At 63.3% G+C, this 14,296-nt stretch carries 16 protein-coding genes; 11 read left to right on the top strand and 5 right to left on the bottom strand.

What is annotated here, in order from left to right:
- The first annotated feature begins 2 nt into the window (after positions 1-2).
- The 7 genes from DW352_RS15350 to DW352_RS15320 all read left to right on the top strand — a co-directional run bounded on the left by DW352_RS15350 (position 3) and on the right by DW352_RS15320 (position 6,092).
- Positions 3-764, top strand: a complete 762-nt coding sequence (locus DW352_RS15350; RefSeq protein WP_115692156.1) for an ABC transporter ATP-binding protein — start codon at positions 3-5, stop codon at positions 762-764.
- Between the two features lie 12 nt (positions 765-776).
- Complete coding sequence (locus tag DW352_RS15345; RefSeq protein WP_115692155.1) at positions 777-1,661, top strand: polysaccharide deacetylase family protein; 885 nt, start codon at positions 777-779, stop codon at positions 1,659-1,661.
- Between the two features lies 1 nt (position 1,662).
- Positions 1,663-2,430: a short-chain dehydrogenase/reductase gene (locus DW352_RS15340; protein WP_115692154.1), complete on the top strand. Its 768-nt coding sequence runs from the start codon at positions 1,663-1,665 to the stop codon at positions 2,428-2,430.
- Positions 2,427-2,957, top strand: coding sequence for a MaoC family dehydratase (locus DW352_RS15335; protein WP_210209840.1), 531 nt, complete (start codon positions 2,427-2,429; stop codon positions 2,955-2,957). Before DW352_RS15340 ends, DW352_RS15335 begins: the two co-directional genes overlap by 4 nt.
- A 110-nt stretch (positions 2,958-3,067) precedes the next feature.
- Positions 3,068-3,811, top strand: a complete 744-nt coding sequence (locus tag DW352_RS15330) for a maleate cis-trans isomerase family protein (RefSeq protein ID WP_115692153.1) — start codon at positions 3,068-3,070, stop codon at positions 3,809-3,811.
- A gap of 7 nt (positions 3,812-3,818) precedes the next feature.
- Positions 3,819-5,012: an FAD-dependent oxidoreductase gene (locus DW352_RS15325; protein WP_115692152.1), complete on the top strand. Its 1,194-nt coding sequence runs from the start codon at positions 3,819-3,821 to the stop codon at positions 5,010-5,012.
- Positions 5,013-5,120: 108 nt separating this feature from the next.
- Positions 5,121-6,092 (top strand): Bug family tripartite tricarboxylate transporter substrate binding protein, encoded by a 972-nt coding sequence (locus DW352_RS15320; protein ID WP_115692151.1) that lies wholly within the window; start codon positions 5,121-5,123, stop codon positions 6,090-6,092.
- Between the two features lie 380 nt (positions 6,093-6,472).
- On the opposite strand, the gene DW352_RS26845 is transcribed toward DW352_RS15320, so the two are convergent.
- The gene (locus DW352_RS26845; protein WP_162826989.1) at positions 6,473-6,844 is read right to left on the bottom strand and encodes a hypothetical protein; all 372 of its coding nucleotides are present in this window, start codon (positions 6,842-6,844) and stop codon (positions 6,473-6,475) included.
- A 173-nt stretch (positions 6,845-7,017) separates the two neighbouring features.
- Here DW352_RS26845 and DW352_RS15310 point away from each other — a divergent pair, with 173 nt between their 5' ends.
- Complete coding sequence (locus DW352_RS15310) at positions 7,018-7,782, top strand: glycosyltransferase family 2 protein (RefSeq protein WP_115692149.1); 765 nt, start codon at positions 7,018-7,020, stop codon at positions 7,780-7,782.
- A 187-nt stretch (positions 7,783-7,969) separates the two neighbouring features.
- Here DW352_RS15310 and DW352_RS15305 read toward each other — a convergent pair whose 3' ends face one another.
- Positions 7,970-8,662, bottom strand: coding sequence for an FkbM family methyltransferase (locus DW352_RS15305; protein ID WP_115692148.1), 693 nt, complete (start codon positions 8,660-8,662; stop codon positions 7,970-7,972).
- A 458-nt stretch (positions 8,663-9,120) separates the two neighbouring features.
- Here DW352_RS15305 and DW352_RS15295 point away from each other — a divergent pair, with 458 nt between their 5' ends.
- From DW352_RS15295 to DW352_RS15285, 3 genes are read left to right on the top strand one after another with little or no spacing between them, the layout of a single operon-like run.
- On the top strand, positions 9,121-9,927 hold the full coding sequence (locus tag DW352_RS15295; protein WP_115692146.1) for a shikimate dehydrogenase family protein: 807 nt from the start codon (positions 9,121-9,123) through the stop codon (positions 9,925-9,927).
- Positions 9,924-10,256 (top strand): ferredoxin FdxA, encoded by a 333-nt coding sequence (fdxA, locus tag DW352_RS15290; RefSeq protein WP_115692145.1) that lies wholly within the window; start codon positions 9,924-9,926, stop codon positions 10,254-10,256. The genes DW352_RS15295 and fdxA overlap by 4 nt, the downstream gene beginning before the upstream one ends.
- Positions 10,253-11,008, top strand: a complete 756-nt coding sequence (locus DW352_RS15285) for a 2-keto-4-pentenoate hydratase (protein ID WP_162826988.1) — start codon at positions 10,253-10,255, stop codon at positions 11,006-11,008. Before fdxA ends, DW352_RS15285 begins: the two co-directional genes overlap by 4 nt.
- 125 nt (positions 11,009-11,133) lie before the next feature.
- Here the strand turns inward: DW352_RS15285 and DW352_RS15280 are convergent, their stop codons facing one another.
- Genes DW352_RS15280 through DW352_RS15270 form a run of 3 tightly spaced genes read right to left on the bottom strand, consistent with a single transcriptional unit; the run spans position 11,134 to position 14,271 of the window.
- On the bottom strand, positions 11,134-11,895 hold the full coding sequence (locus tag DW352_RS15280; protein ID WP_115692143.1) for an enoyl-CoA hydratase/isomerase family protein: 762 nt from the start codon (positions 11,893-11,895) through the stop codon (positions 11,134-11,136).
- Complete coding sequence (locus DW352_RS15275) at positions 11,892-12,797, bottom strand: NAD(P)-dependent oxidoreductase (RefSeq protein WP_115692142.1); 906 nt, start codon at positions 12,795-12,797, stop codon at positions 11,892-11,894. Before DW352_RS15275 ends, DW352_RS15280 begins: the two co-directional genes overlap by 4 nt.
- A 4-nt stretch (positions 12,798-12,801) precedes the next feature.
- Positions 12,802-14,271, bottom strand: a complete 1,470-nt coding sequence (locus tag DW352_RS15270) for an oxidoreductase (protein ID WP_115692141.1) — start codon at positions 14,269-14,271, stop codon at positions 12,802-12,804.
- Positions 14,272-14,296: the final 25 nt, after the last annotated feature.

The following is a 14,296-nucleotide window of genomic DNA, read 5'->3' as shown; positions in this document are numbered from 1 at the left end:
GCATGAGCACGATCACCTTCGATCACGTCTCCAAGGTTTACTACGGACAGAAGATCGTCCACGCGCTCGACGACGTCAGTTTGACGGTCAACGAGGGCGAGTTCGTCGCGCTGCTCGGGCCGTCCGGCTGCGGCAAGTCCACCCTGCTCAATTTGCTCGCCGGCTTTGAGACAGTCAGTTCGGGCAGCCTGCTTTTCGACGGCAAGGCGGTCACGCGTCCCGGGCCGGATCGCGGCGTCGTTTTCCAAGAGGCCGCGCTGTTTCCCTGGCTGAGCGTTTGGGAAAACGTGATCTTCGGTCCGCGCGTGCAAGGCCTGCCGCGCGCCGAATATGAGGAGCGCGCCCGCAAGCTGTTGAAGGTCGTCGGCCTCGAAGGCTTCGCCGATGCGCTGCCGGTGCAGCTTTCCGGCGGCATGCGCCAGCGCGTCGGCATTGCCCGCGTGTTGACCATGAATCCGCGGGCGCTGCTGATGGACGAACCGTTCGGCGCGCTCGACGCGCAGACACGGCTGTCGATGCAGCAGCTTCTACTCGACGTCTGGCAGTCGCTCGGGACGACCGTGTTGTTCGTCACCCACGATATCGACGAAGCCATCCTGTTGTCGGATCGGGTCTGCGTCATGTCGGCCCGTCCCGGCCGCATCGCGCGCACCATCCCGATCAAGCTTGCGCGCCCGCGCTCCATCGCCAGTCTCACCGGCGCGGATTTCACCGCGTACAAAGCCGAGATCATGGCGGACATCAAAGTCGCCGAGCATCACTGAAAGCGAGAAGTCATGGCCAATCCGCGTATCCCGTATCAGCTGTCGTCCAGGCGCGCGCCGCTGCCGCCGCTCAAAGGCAAACGCATCCTCGTGCACCTCGTGGTCAATGTTGAGAACTGGCAGTTCGACCAGCCGATGCCGCGCACCATCGTCACCCCGCCGCACGGCCGCGAGACGGTGCCGGACGTGCCGAACTTCTCGTGGGCGGACTACGGCATGCGCGCCGGGCTGCCGCGAATCCTCGAGGCCTTTGCGTCGCGCAGCCTGCCGGCGTCGACCAGTTTCAATGCCGGCGTGATCGATGCCTACCCGCAGGCGGCGATTGCCATGCGCGACGCGGGCTGGGAATTCATCGGCCACGGCATGCACCAGAAGGCGATCAATCACGTCGAGGGCGGCGAGGAGGGGCTCATTCGCGCGTGCCTCGACAAGCTCAAGGACTTCACGGGCAAGCCGACGCGCGGCTGGCTGTCGCCGGGCCTGCGCGAAACGGTCGATACCGCCGACATCCTCAAGCGAAACGGCGTCGATTACGTGTGCGACTGGGTCGTGGACGACCGCCCGTCCTGGATGCGCACGACGACGCAGCCGCTCATCGCCATGCCGTACAATCTCGAGATCAACGACTCGATCATTTACGCGATCGAGCGCCATGCGACGGGCGAGATGGCCAAACGCGTCGAGTTCACCTTCCGCCGCTTCGAGCGCGAATGCCGCGACAGTGCAATCGTCTTCGCCATCGGTCTGCATCCGCATCTCATCTCGGTGCCGCATCGCATCCACGAACTCGAGTCCATGCTCGATCTCCTGACGGCGTCCTCCGACGTCGGCTTCTTCACCGGGTCGGAGCTCGCCGACTGGTACATGGCGGCAGTGCCCGCGCCCGCAAAGGTGTGACATGAACCTCGATTTTAAGGGTCGCACGGTGCTCGTCACCGGCGCGTCGAAAGGCATCGGTCTTGCCTGCGCCGAGAGTTTCGCCGCCGAAGGCGCCAAGGTGATCGTCACCGGGCGCGACGAGGCCCGGTTGAAGGCGGCCGCCGACAAGCTCACAGCCGGCGGAGTCGACGCGGATTTGTTTGCGGGTGATCTAGGCGCCGCTGCCGATCGCGAACGGCTGTTCGCGGCCTTTCCGAACGTCGATGTGCTCGTCAACAATGCCGGCGCCATTCCGGGCGGCAACCTGCTCGATCTCAGCCTGTCGACCTGGACGGACAGCTGGCAGCTCAAGGTGTTCGGCTACATCCACCTGACGCAGCTCTACCTTCGCGCCATGAAAGAGCGGCGCAGCGGCGTCGTCGTCAATATCATCGGCATGGCCGGTCAGCAGCCGCGCTGGGACTATGTCTGCGGCTCGGCCGGCAACGCCGCGCTGATCGCTTTCACCCGCGCGGTCGGCGCGAAGAGCGTCGATTGGAATGTGCGTGTGCTCGGGATCAATCCCTCGGCGACACGCACCGACCGTATCGAGAGCCTCATGCGCAAGAAGGCGAAAGACAACACCGGTGACGAGGAGCGATGGCAGGAGGGGCTTTCGGGCTTGCCCTTCGGCCGTTTGGCGGAGGCCGCGGAAGTCGCGGAGCTGGCCGTCATGCTGGCTTCGCCGCAGGCATCCTATCTCAGCGGAACGGTGATCGACCTCGACGGCGGGCAGAGCAACCGATGACGAGCGCCATGCCCGACACGCATGTGAAGCCCGGCTGGACCGGCCGTTTCTTCGAGGATTTCGCCGTCGGCGATATCTACAAGCACGTTCTCGGCCGGACCGTGACGGCGACCGACAACGCCTGGTTCACGCTACTGACGCAGAACACGGCGCCGCTCCACTTCGATGTAAATTACGCGAGCCAGACGCAATTCGGTCGGCCGTTGGTGAATTCGTGTTTCACCATCGCCTTGGTCACGGGGCAGACCGTCTCCGACATTTCGCAGAACGTCTTCGCCAATCTCGGTTGGGACGAGGTGCGCATGCCGCATCCCTTGTTCGAAGGCGACACGGTCTACAGCGAAAGCGAAGTCGTCGACAAACGCGAGTCCAAATCACGGCCCGATGTCGGCGTCCTGACGGTCAAAACGATCGGCTACAATCAGAACGGCGACATCATCATCTCCTTCCGCCGCACGCTATTGGTCTATCGCCGCGGGCAAGGGCCATCCGGCCGCTACCGGCCGGAGCCGAAAAATGCCGCCTGAACCGGTTTCGCAAAGCACGGAATCTGGATTTCCAAAATTGAGATTTCGCGGATCGGCAAGGGCTTCTAACATCGTCGGCAGCCGTCGACGTTCATTGAGGGGGTAGATCAGTGGATGCGCTTGGTTATCGTAAGAAGATTGGCATCGTCGTTCCGTCGACCAACACGATCGTCGGCCCGGAATGCGAGGATCTGCGGCCGCGCGGCGTCACCAACCATGTCGCGCGGTTAACGCTCAAGGAGCGGCCGATCCAGGCGAGCGACGAGGGCTTCCTGGCGCACGTGCAGGCGATGCGCGAAGGCATCGGCCCGGCGATCGATCAGGTGATGACCTGCGCGCCGGATCACGTGATCATGGGCGTCGCCATCGAAGCTTTCACCGGCGGCGTCGCCGGCGCGGAGGCGCTGCAAAAAAGCTTGGCCGAGCGCGCCGGCGTCGGCGTTTCCATCGGCTCGACATCGGCGGCCGCGGCGCTGCGCAAGTTCGGCGCGAAGCGTATCGCTGTGCTCACGCCGCATCAGCCGAAGGGCGACGAGACGGTCCGTGCCTATCTGGTCGAGGCCGGATTCGAAATCGTTCGTCTGGTCGGCATGAGGTGCGCTTCGCCTTTCGCCATCGCCCAGGTGCAGCCGCCGCAGCTGCGTCAACTCCTCACCGAGATCAACGGCAACGACATCGATGCGATCCTGCAGGTCGGCACGAACCTCGCGAACGCGGCGGTGGCCGCCGACGCCGAGCGCTGGCTGGAAAAGCCCGTCCTGTCGATGAACGTTGTCACCTATTGGGACGCGTTGCGCCGTTGCGGCATCGAGGATCGCGTCTACGGACGCGGCCGCATCCTCGAGGAGTTCTAGTCCGCCAATGGAAAGTTCGCGCGTCATCATCGTTGGAGCCGGTCCTTCCGGTCTGACAGCCGCATTGTTCCTCACGCGCGCCGGCGTGCCGGTCACCGTGCTCGAGAGCCGCACGGGACTTTACGACGACCCGCGCGCGGCGACATTTCATCCGCCGACCATGGAGATGTTCGCGGAGAGCGGCGTCACGAAACGCCTTCACGAACTCGGCATCCTCTGCCCGCGCTGGCAGTTTCGCGGACGCGACGAGGGAGTGATCGCGGAGTTCGATCTCGGCATCCTCAGCGACATCACGCCGTATCCGTACCGGCTGCAATGCGAGCAGCACAAGCTGGTGGCGGTGCTGGCCGAGATGCTGTCGACCTCGAACATTTTTGCGATCGAGTACGGGGCCAACGTCGAAACCGTCAACCAGACGGCGGATGGTGTCACCGTCACCACCTCCGAAGGCCGCACGTATCGAGGCAGCTATGTCGTCGGTGCCGATGGCGGCCGCAGTGTCGTGCGGAAATCGCAGGATATCGATTTCGCAGGGTTCACCTATCAGGAACGCTTTCTCGTCGTCACGACCACAACCGACTTCGAGCAGTTGGGCTTTGCTTACAGCTGCTACGTATCGGACCCGCGCGAATGGTGCGCGCTGTTCAAGGTCCCAGGTAAAGGGCCGCCCGGCGTATGGCGCGTTGTCTTTCCAACCGAGCCGGAAGCCGCGGCGGAAGATCTGTTGGACTACACCAATGCGGAACGGCGGCTACGGGCCTTTGTCCCGAGCGCGGAGCCTCACCCGATCGTCCACACCAACCTTTACACCGTCCACCAGCGCGTCGCGGCGACCTACCGCGTCGGCCGAGCGCTGCTCGCGGGCGACGCCGCGCATGTGAACAATCCGCTCGGCGGCATGGGCATGAATTTCGGCATCCACGACGCCGTCAGCCTCGCGAACAAGCTCGCGCGGGTGCTCAAGGGTGAAAGCGAGGACCTGCTCGACCTCTATGATCGCCAACGCCGCTATGTGGCCAACGCCTTCCTGCAGGCGATGACGATCCAGAACAAGCGAATTCTGGAAGAGAAAGACCCGCAGAAGCGCGACGAGCGGATGCAGGAGATGCGCGAGACGGTGGCCGATCCGGCCAAAGCGCGCGCTTTCTTGATGCGCACGGCCATGTTCGAGGGGCTGCGTGCCGCCGAACAGGTCGCCTGAGGACCGAGAGGAAGACGAAAACAAACTATCCATTCGCAAAGACAGGTTCTTTCCGGGTTTCAGCCTGTCGTGCGCCAATGTGCTCGAAAACAACGAGGAGAACGAGACATGACGACACGACGTGAATTCACAACGCTCGCGGCCGCAGCGCTGGCGTTTGGCGCCAGCAGTTGGCGCGCATCCGCTGCGGCTTGGCCGGAAAGGCCGGTGAAGCTGATCGTGCCCTTCGCGCCCGGCGGCAATACCGATGGCATTGGCCGGCTTGTCGGCCAGTATCTCAGCACGAAGCTCGGCCAGCCGTTCGTCGTCGAGAACCGTCTCGGCGGCGGCGGCATTGTCGCGTCCGAAGCGGTCGCTCGGTCGGCGCCCGATGGCTACACGTTGATGGTTGCGGCGCTGCCGCAGATTGCCATTTTGCCGGTGCTGCAGCAGACGAACTACAATCCGGAGAGGGATTTCGCGCCGATCAGCAACATCGCGAGCAATCCGTTCTGCTTGGTCGCGAATCCTCAGTTCGAGCCGAAGACGATCAAGGAATTCGTCGAGTACGTGAAGGCGCGCCCTGGCAAAGTGGCCTACGCCTCGGGCGGCACCGGTAGCGTCAGTCATCTGACGATGGTGTTGTTCCTGCAGAAGGCCGGCCTCGATATGATCCATGTGCCGTATAAAGGCGGAGCGCCGGCGATATCGGATGTCCTCGCCAATCAGGTGCCGGTGTACTTCGGAAACCTGTCGGAGGGCCTGCCGCACGCTGGCAAGGGCCTGAGGCCACTCGCGGTGTCCGGGCTAAAGCGCGCTGCAAAGTTGCCGGACGTGCCGACGATCGCGGAATCGGGCTATCCCGGCTTCCGTTCCGAGACGTGGAACGGCCTGATTGCGCCGGCCGGCACGCCGGAACCGATCATCATGCTGCTGGCGCGCGAGGCGCAGAACGCCGTCAAGGAGAAGACGATTCTGGAGCGGTTTGACACCTATGGCGTCGATCCGATCGGGTCGGATGCCGCCGAGTTCAAACGCACCATGGCGGAAGACATCGCGCAGTGGCGGATGGCTATCCAGGTTGCGAACATAAAGATCTGACCGATCCGTTGTGAGCGGTGCCGTTGCGCGGTGGTCAGCTTGGCGGGCCCAGCGCCTTGGGGATGCCGGCAATCGGCTGCGGTCGCCACGGCGCATGTACCGACAGCGTCTGCGACCATGTCTTCGGTACAGCGGATTCGCCGCGTAACCTCCTTTCAGAGCGGCCGGGGCACTGCCCCGGCCGGCCAGCGCGAAGGGGCGGGATCTTCGGCCGCTTGCCCACTCAGCTTGACGTTCTCAACCTTCGGCAGTTCTGCGGTCTGGCAAGCGATACGGCGGAGTAATGGATTTGGGGACCGTAGTCGGCCTCTGCGTGTCTTAAGGACCGAGAGGCGACGTTCTGCTTTCGGACTTGAGAGGCTTAGCTCGATATGACGTTCTTAGTGCCGTAAAAGCTCGGCGCCGAGAATGACGACGGCGAAGAAGAGCAACAACAGGCCAATTAAGTTCTTTGCCCGCGGCGACAGATCGAAAATCGATATGCGATTGATGTCACGCTCCATCTTGCCGCTGCGGTGAGCAATGACCATCATGATCGCGCCGGCAACGAAGAGTGTTCCGGGAATAAGGGATTGTGCAGACGTAAGCATGGCTCGTTCCTGCCGATCTCTATAATGCGTCCTTAGTGCCCACAAGCTTCCTTCGGCGAGCGCGACGCGTGGCCTGTACCAGCGGCCATTTCGAATTGTTTGGGGCCGTCGAACGGGCGCCAATTCCATTGCGGCGACGTAAGTAAGAACCAGGTTGCCCATTGACTGTTTCGCAATTTTTAGTTTCATACGGCCCGCCGGCATGGTGGCGGCAACTTGGAAATGCGCGAGTGCGCGGAGTTTCGACGCGGTAGCGTTAGCGGCACGGCGTTTTGCCTGTCCGCAACCTGCTTCGCGGGACCTCGCACACGAAGGTCTGCTGAAGTCGTGGAATTATGTTCTCCATTGTGACGCCCAATCGCAATCGGCTGGAGCATCTCAAACAGGCGCTGCCTAGCTGGCAGCGGGCCCATCTTATTTCTGAAATCGTCATTGTTGATTACGGCAGCGATCACCCGATCAAACTCGAGGAATTTTCCGCCGCCGATAAGGTGAAACTCGTTCGGGTTGAGGGCGCGGTCGATTGGCGGATAGGTCATGCCACCAACATTGGCATCGATTTCGCCACGAACGAACGGATCCTCAAGCTCGACTCGGACATCGTCCTCGACGATGAGCGTTGCCTAGAAAAGATCGATCTCACCGGTTGCTTCTATCGCGGTCACTTTCAGACGTCGGTACCCAACGGCGAGGCGATCTTCCTCAAAGATCATTGGCGGACGATCGGCGGCTATCACGAATGGCTCAGCGGGTACGGTTTCGACGACAGCGACTTTTATATTCGCCTGCGCGCAAACGCCCTCGCCGAAGTCTATCTTCCGACCGCGCTCCTGCACACGATCCCCCATTCGCAAGAGCTTCGGGGAAGCTACCGGTCGATCTATCGGTTCGGCAGCATCGACCATGCCGAGACAAGGGCGGACTTCGATCTGCGCAAGAATACGCTCTTGTCCTTCATGCAGAAGTGGCAGCAGTCGTTGCGCACGCCCTACGCAGTCCTGTCGGAAGAATCGCAATACATTACGGTAAGATCGGAGCATGTTCGGGACCGATCCACTCCGCAAGACGCCATCGCCGAACGATCAGCGCGCTTTATCTGACGAGCAATGATCAAAGTGTGCGACAGCAACTCGGCGGCCTGTTGGCGTGGCTGATCGGGCAGGCGGGCGGCCTCGGTCGCAAACCCGAAGGGCCGGATTTTGCCGGAGCGACAGCCGCACCATCAAGTCCGAACGTCAAGTCAGCGATGCCTTTTCCGGCGGCGCGTGGACCGAGCGAACGCACAAGTTAGTTCGAATTCATCGTCGTGTTTTCGAACAAAACGTCCCATTGGTAGCGGCGAAAAATAGAGAAACTCGGCAGCATGTCGACGAGCTGCGCCAAGCTCGGCTGCCCCTCATACATTTCATCATTGCTGTATTCAGTATAGAAATATCGTGTTTGCGCGAGGGTTTCGCTGCCGCCGGCGATAAGATCGCCCTCAGCGCCTTGCACGTCCGCCCAGATGAGATCGACCGTGCCAATGCCGTGCTCGCGCGCCCAGGCATCCAGACTCCTCGTCGGAATCTTGATGGTGTTTTCAAATTTTACCCATGGAAATGCAGCTATGTGGTTTCTCGGAGCCTTTAGCGAACCGGATTGATCCCAGCCTTGTGGGTATCTCTCGGCGATTTTCTCCGGCGGGCCTTCCGGCGCTCCGCTGCTGACATGGAAGTCAGCTTCACCGTCTATCCGGCCGAGGGCCACTTCAAACAGATGGACTCCAGGGTGCTGACCACGGGCCTTGAATTTCGCCAAAGCACGAGGGTCGGGCTCGAAAGCGTAGACCGTCGCTTTCGGAAACAAGTCGACGAACTGCACCGTGTGACTGCCATCGTTTGCGCCGATCTCCAGAATCACCGGCGTATCGGTCCCAAGCAAATGTTTCAGAAGGGCATCGCCGAGTTGCCCAACATTGATGGGCGGCAGTGCTTCGATCATATTCTTTTTCCCCCGTCGATGGCGTTTATCGTTCTAGTCTAGCCCTCACCGTCACCATCTTGCCTGCGGCAGTTGTTCGCACGAGGCAGCTGTTTGCTTGGCTGTGACGCCATAGAACGATTTACGTGCGGGCGATGAAGCGCGATCAGAACGAGCGGCGTGACAGAAACCGCGTCGAGCTCTTGTGGATCAAAGATCGTGATGGTCTCGGGGCCCGCGTTGATTGCGAACGGATTCATGCCTTCGGCGGATGAATGAGTCCGATGAGGGCGCAGAAGGAGGTCGAACCGGATCGGGTCGTAGCGGGAGAACCTGCGCATCCTGATCACGTCCGCCGGCTCGCGGCCGCCCAAACGAAAGCGGGCAACCACTTCCTACCTGCGCCACCGCGCCACGATCCGATTGACAGCGGGCGCCCGCGCCGTATGCTATCTAACTAGATAGTTAAAGAAACGGCCATGATCACCGGGACGACACGCCTCTACGCCATCATCGGCGATCCGATCGCGCATGTGCGCACGCCAATGGCTTTCAACGACTGGTTCGCCTCGCGCAAAATCGATGCTGTCTGCCTGCCGATTCACATCGGCCGGGACGACCTGCCGCGCGGCTGGGCCGGGCTCAAATCGATGGTCAATCTCGACGGTTTCATCGTCACCGCGCCGCACAAGGGCGAAGCCAGGCAGTTGTGCGATGCGGTCGAAGGCGACGGCGTGCATACCGGCGTCGTCAACACGGTGCGGCGCGAGAAGAATGGCCGCTTCGTCGGTACCTTGCTCGACGGACGCGGCTTTGTCCGGGGGCTGCAAAACGAAGGCCACAAAGTCGAAGGCCGCCGCTTCTATCTCGCCGGAGCCGGAGGGGCTGGTACGGCGCTCGCTTACGCGCTCGCCGGCAGCGGCGCGGCCGCCCTCACGCTGCACAACCGCACGCGCGCCAAGGCGGAAAAGCTGGCGGCGGGCGTCAAGGCCGCGTTTCCGGCCTGTGACGTGCGCCTCGGCAGCGCCAATGCCTCCGGCCATGACGTCGCCGTCAACGCCACCTCACTCGGGCTGGAGCCGACGGACGGGCATTCGTTCGATCTTGGCAGCGTCGACCGCGACGCGCTGGTGGCAGAGGTCGTCATGAAGCCGGACATGACGCCTTTGCTGATCGCCGCGAAGGCGCGCGGCCACAAAATCCACTTCGGCATTCATATGCTCAACAGCCAGCTTGCGCTGATGATGCAGTTCCTGGGGCTCGAGCCAACGCGGGAGGGGGCATGACCTACGTCGTCACCGAAAATTGCATCAAGTGCAAATATATGGACTGCGTCGAGGTCTGCCCCGTCGATTGCTTCTACGAAGGCGAGAACATGCTCGTCATCCATCCCGACGAATGCATCGACTGCGGCGTGTGCGAGCCGGAATGTCCGGCCGAGGCCATCAAGGCGGACACCGAGCCGGGCCTGGAAAAGTGGCTCGAGGTGAACGCCGAATATGCGCCGAAATGGCCGAACATCACCGACAAGAAAGAACCGCCGGCCGACGCCAAGGAATTCGATGGCGTGCCCGACAAGTTCGCGAAGTTCTTCAGCCCCAATTCCGGGCAATGAGCGGGATCGCCGCCAAGCTTGCCCGGGCACGCGCGACGTCTCAGCCGCTGGCGCTGTCGGACGACGACGGCACGGTGCATGAGGTCGTCGACGCCTATCGCGTGCATGATGCGCTGGCCGCGACGCAAGGTGCGGTTCAGGGGTGGAAAGTGTCGGCGCTGGTGCCGGAACAGCAGCGGCTTTACGCAACGGACCGCCCGGTTGCGGGGCCGCTGTTCGCGCCGTTCTTTCATCACACGCTGGCGCGCATGGCGCTGAACGCATTCATCGTGCCGCTGCTCGAATGCGAAATCGCGTTTCTGCTCGGACGCGATCTGCCGCCGCGCGCTGTGCTCTATGCGCGGGCCGAGATCGAGGCCGCGATCGAGGCGATCGTCCCCGCCATGGAAATCGCGGACGGCCGCTGGCCGGCGGAGGCGCGGGACCTGCTCAAGCTCGCCGACGACATGGGCAACGGCGCCTTCGTGGCCGGTGCGCCCGTCTACGGTTGGCGCGACATCGATCTGCGCGGCCGCGACGTCGTGCTGCGGCTGAACGGGCTCGAAATCGGGCGCGGTCCTTGCGCGAAGGTGCTGGGCGATCCGCTTCGGGGCGTCGTGGCGCTCGCCAATGCGCAGCCGTTGCCGGCCGGCGGATTGAGGCGCGGCCAGATCGTCACCACGGGCACCTGCACGGTGCCGCTGCCGTTGAAGGCGGGGGACTACGTCGCGGATTTCGGCGATCTCGGACGCGTGGCGCTGACGGTCGGCTAGACGACCTCTCCCCTCATCCTGAGGTGCGCGCCGAAGGCGAGCCTCGAAGGATCTCTGATTCACAGATCCTTCGAGGCTCGCCGCGCTCGCGCCTCAGGCTGAGGTGAGATTTTGACGGCAAGCCGTCAAAACTTCCCTTCGCGCTTTTCCTGGAAGGCCTTGATGCCTTCGATCCGTGCCTTATCCGACATGCAGATCGTGTGCAGCTCGTTCTCGTAACGCAACCCTTGCTCCAGCGACATCGATTGCGCCGCGCGCACGCCGGCCTTCACCGCCTGCGTCGCGACCGGACTGAACGAAGCGATCTTCTTCGCCATCTCCGTCACACGCGCCTCGACCGCGGCATCCTCGACCACGTCCTCGACGAGGCCGATGCGCCATGCGGTTTCCGCATCGATCGGGTCGCCGGTGAGCAGCATGCGCATGGAGCGTCCGATGCCGATGATGCGCGGCAGCATCTGCGACGCGCCGCCGCCGCCGATCCAGCCGCGCGTCACCTCCGGCCCGCCGATCTTGGCGCTGCGGCCGGCGATCCGGATATCGGCGGCGATGGCGATCTCCATGCCGCCGCCGAGCACCCAGCCTTTCAAGCCCGCGATCACGGGTTTGCGGATGTCGCGCACAAGCGCCGCATATTCGATGCGGTCGCGGAAGGCGAGGACGTCGGTCAAATCGGCGAGCACGTTGAGGTCGCTGCCGGCCGAGAAGGCGCGCTCGCCCGCTCCCATGATCGTCGCAACGCGAACGTCGCGATTGTCGTCGACTTCGCGGCAGACGCGCAGCAACTCAAGCGTCATCTCCGGCGTGATCGCATTCATCTTGTCGGGGCGATCGATGAGGATGCGGGCAATGCCATCCGCCACGCTGAGCGCGATACGGCCACTCATGGCTTCTCCTTGCCGTCGGCGCGATGCTCGACCTCGCGCAGGATGCCGGACACGTCGAGCCCCGTGCCGAAGCGGTCGACCATGCTGCCGAACATGCCGACGAGACAGTCGAGCAGCGTGAAACGGAGGCCGTTCTTGGCCGCCAGCGTCTGTGCGGTGCGCATATCCTTCAACTGATATTCGGCCGGGCCGCCGGGCACGAAATCGCGCGCCACCATGCGCGCGCCATGAATGTTGAGGATCTTCGAGTCCGCGAAGCCGCCCATCAGCGCCTGACGCACGGCGGCGGGATCGGCGCCGCCTTTGGTGGCGAAGTGCAAGGCTTCGGCCACCGCCGCCATGGTGCCGCCGACGATGATCTGGTTGGCGAGCTTGGTCATCTGGCCCGTGCCGACCGGACCGATGCGGGTGACACGGCCCATCGGCGCGAAGACGTCGGCAAGGCCTTCCACCAGCGTGGCGTCACCGCCCGCCATGATCGCCAAGGTGCCGTCGTGCGCGCCCGGCTCGCCGCCGGACACAGGCGCATCGATATAGCCGACATTGCGCGCCGCAAAGCGCGGCGCTTGCGCCTGGCAGGTCTCGACCGGGATCGAGCTCATCACGATCACGGTCGCGCCGGGCTTCATTACGTCCGCTGGCACGCGCCCGCCGGCGTCCGCCGAGAACAGCACCTCTTCGACCACCGGGCCGTTGCTCAGCATGACGATGACGACGTCGGCTTCTTCGCACGCGGCCGAGGGCGCGTCGGCAACGCTTACGCCAAAGGGTGTGAGCTTCTCGGCCTTGGCGCGATCACGGTTCCATGCCGTGGTGACAAAGCCGGCTTGCGCCAGCCGGCGCGCCATATGCGCGCCCATGATGCCGGTGCCGAGAAGCGCAAGGTTGCGCGGCGCGGCCATGGCGTCAGCTCGCAACCGCCTTCTTCACCGTTGCGAGCTGCTTGAACTCCGGGGACTTCTTGTAGTGCGCGTCGAGCGGATAGCAGCCGGAGACGATGCCGTTGCGCGGCGCCGTCGTGCAGTCGCTGAAGGTGCGGCAGTAGCGCTTCTTCTGCAGCGGCTTGCCCTGCAGAATATCGAGCGGCAATTCCGGATAGGCCAGCACCATGCGGCCGAGACCGACCAGGTCGACCCAGCCGCGGCTCACCACGGCCTGCGCAACGTTCGGGAAGAACTCCTGCAGGTAGGTGTAGCCGCTGCCCATGAAGCAGAAGTCCGGGAACGCCTTCTTGAGGTCGCGCACCACTTCGAGCTGGCGCATGACGCCGACGAACGGATCCTCCGGCGGATGATAGCCGTCGGACGGCGGATAGAGCGCCGGCCGGATGATGTGCGGGTTATAGTAAGGGCTGGCGGCCGTGACGTTGAGGAAACGGATGCCGAGCCCGCGCATGATTTCGAGCAGCGCCTTGGTCTCGGTGAGATCGTATTCGAGCGGGTTGTCGGGATTGGCGCCGAAAGCATAGCGATAGGGCAGCGCGTGTTCTTCGGGAATGCCCGGGCCGAGTGCGCCCGGCGCCGAGCGTGCCGGATCCGGCTTGAACGGCACCGAGTCGATGGCGGAGAGGCGCACGCCCATCTTCAAGCCGGGCGCCTCGGCGCGGATGCCTTCCACGACCTCACGCAGGAAGCGCGTGCGGTTCTCGAGACTGCCGCCGTAAGGGCCGGGGCGGTCGACCGCGCTCAGGAACTCGTGCGCCAGATAGCCATGGCAATGCTTGATGTCGACGAAGTCGAAGCCGCATTGTTGCGCGCGCTTGGCCGCGATGACGAAATCCCCGACCAGTCTCTTGATCTCGTCGTCGCTGATCGGCGCGCGGTCAGCCGGTACGCCGAACTTGCGGTCGAGCAGGGGATGCCGATAGGCGATGATCGACTCGAACTTGGTGTTGTCGTTCGGCTTGCAGAAGCGCCCCGAATGCGTGAGCTGGAGACCGATGACGACATCGCTGCCGTCGCCGCCCGTCGCTTCCTTGTGCGCGTCGATGACGCTCTCGCGCATCTTCGCGATATCGCCGATCGATTGCTCGGTCATCACGAGCTGCTTCGGATTGGCGCGCCCGTCCGGCCGCACGGCGCAGGCTTCGCCGCCCCACAACAGCTTGGCCCCCGACAGGCCGAAGCGGCGCCAGCGGCGTTTGGTATTCTCGGAGGGGCGGCCGTCGCGCTCGCAGTCCCAGCCTTCCATCGGCTGGATGGCAAGGCGATGGCCGATCTTCATGCCGTCGATTTCGACTGGCGCGTTCAAGGGCGCCTGCGGCCCATGCGCCACGATATCGTCGCAGGGCATGTCGAGACCGAGCGAGGAGACGTAATTGCGAAATCCGGCGACGCCATCGAGCGAGCCAGCCTTGGGATAATCGCCGAACTTCATACGTTCCTCCCTTACTTTTTATGCG

The organism is Pseudolabrys taiwanensis, from assembly GCF_003367395.1.
Lineage (GTDB): Bacteria > Pseudomonadota > Alphaproteobacteria > Rhizobiales > Xanthobacteraceae > Pseudolabrys > Pseudolabrys taiwanensis.
Note: the sequence above shows the minus strand (reverse complement) of the source record. Positions and strands in the feature narration are given on the sequence as shown.

Coding starts and splice junctions, on each gene's coding strand:
- DW352_RS15350 (WP_115692156.1), top strand. CDS start 3: ATGAGCACGATCACCTTCGATCACGTCTCCAAGGTTTACTACGGACAG.
- DW352_RS15345 (WP_115692155.1), top strand. CDS start 777: ATGGCCAATCCGCGTATCCCGTATCAGCTGTCGTCCAGGCGCGCGCCG.
- DW352_RS15340 (WP_115692154.1), top strand. CDS start 1,663: ATGAACCTCGATTTTAAGGGTCGCACGGTGCTCGTCACCGGCGCGTCG.
- DW352_RS15335 (WP_210209840.1), top strand. CDS start 2,427: ATGACGAGCGCCATGCCCGACACGCATGTGAAGCCCGGCTGGACCGGC.
- DW352_RS15325 (WP_115692152.1), top strand. CDS start 3,819: ATGGAAAGTTCGCGCGTCATCATCGTTGGAGCCGGTCCTTCCGGTCTG.
- DW352_RS15320 (WP_115692151.1), top strand. CDS start 5,121: ATGACGACACGACGTGAATTCACAACGCTCGCGGCCGCAGCGCTGGCG.
- DW352_RS26845 (WP_162826989.1), bottom strand. CDS start 6,844: ATGGGCAACCTGGTTCTTACTTACGTCGCCGCAATGGAATTGGCGCCC.
- DW352_RS15310 (WP_115692149.1), top strand. CDS start 7,018: ATGTTCTCCATTGTGACGCCCAATCGCAATCGGCTGGAGCATCTCAAA.
- DW352_RS15305 (WP_115692148.1), bottom strand. CDS start 8,662: ATGATCGAAGCACTGCCGCCCATCAATGTTGGGCAACTCGGCGATGCC.
- DW352_RS15295 (WP_115692146.1), top strand. CDS start 9,121: ATGATCACCGGGACGACACGCCTCTACGCCATCATCGGCGATCCGATC.
- fdxA (WP_115692145.1), top strand. CDS start 9,924: ATGACCTACGTCGTCACCGAAAATTGCATCAAGTGCAAATATATGGAC.
- DW352_RS15285 (WP_162826988.1), top strand. CDS start 10,253: ATGAGCGGGATCGCCGCCAAGCTTGCCCGGGCACGCGCGACGTCTCAG.
- DW352_RS15280 (WP_115692143.1), bottom strand. CDS start 11,895: ATGAGTGGCCGTATCGCGCTCAGCGTGGCGGATGGCATTGCCCGCATC.
- DW352_RS15275 (WP_115692142.1), bottom strand. CDS start 12,797: ATGGCCGCGCCGCGCAACCTTGCGCTTCTCGGCACCGGCATCATGGGC.
- DW352_RS15270 (WP_115692141.1), bottom strand. CDS start 14,271: ATGAAGTTCGGCGATTATCCCAAGGCTGGCTCGCTCGATGGCGTCGCC.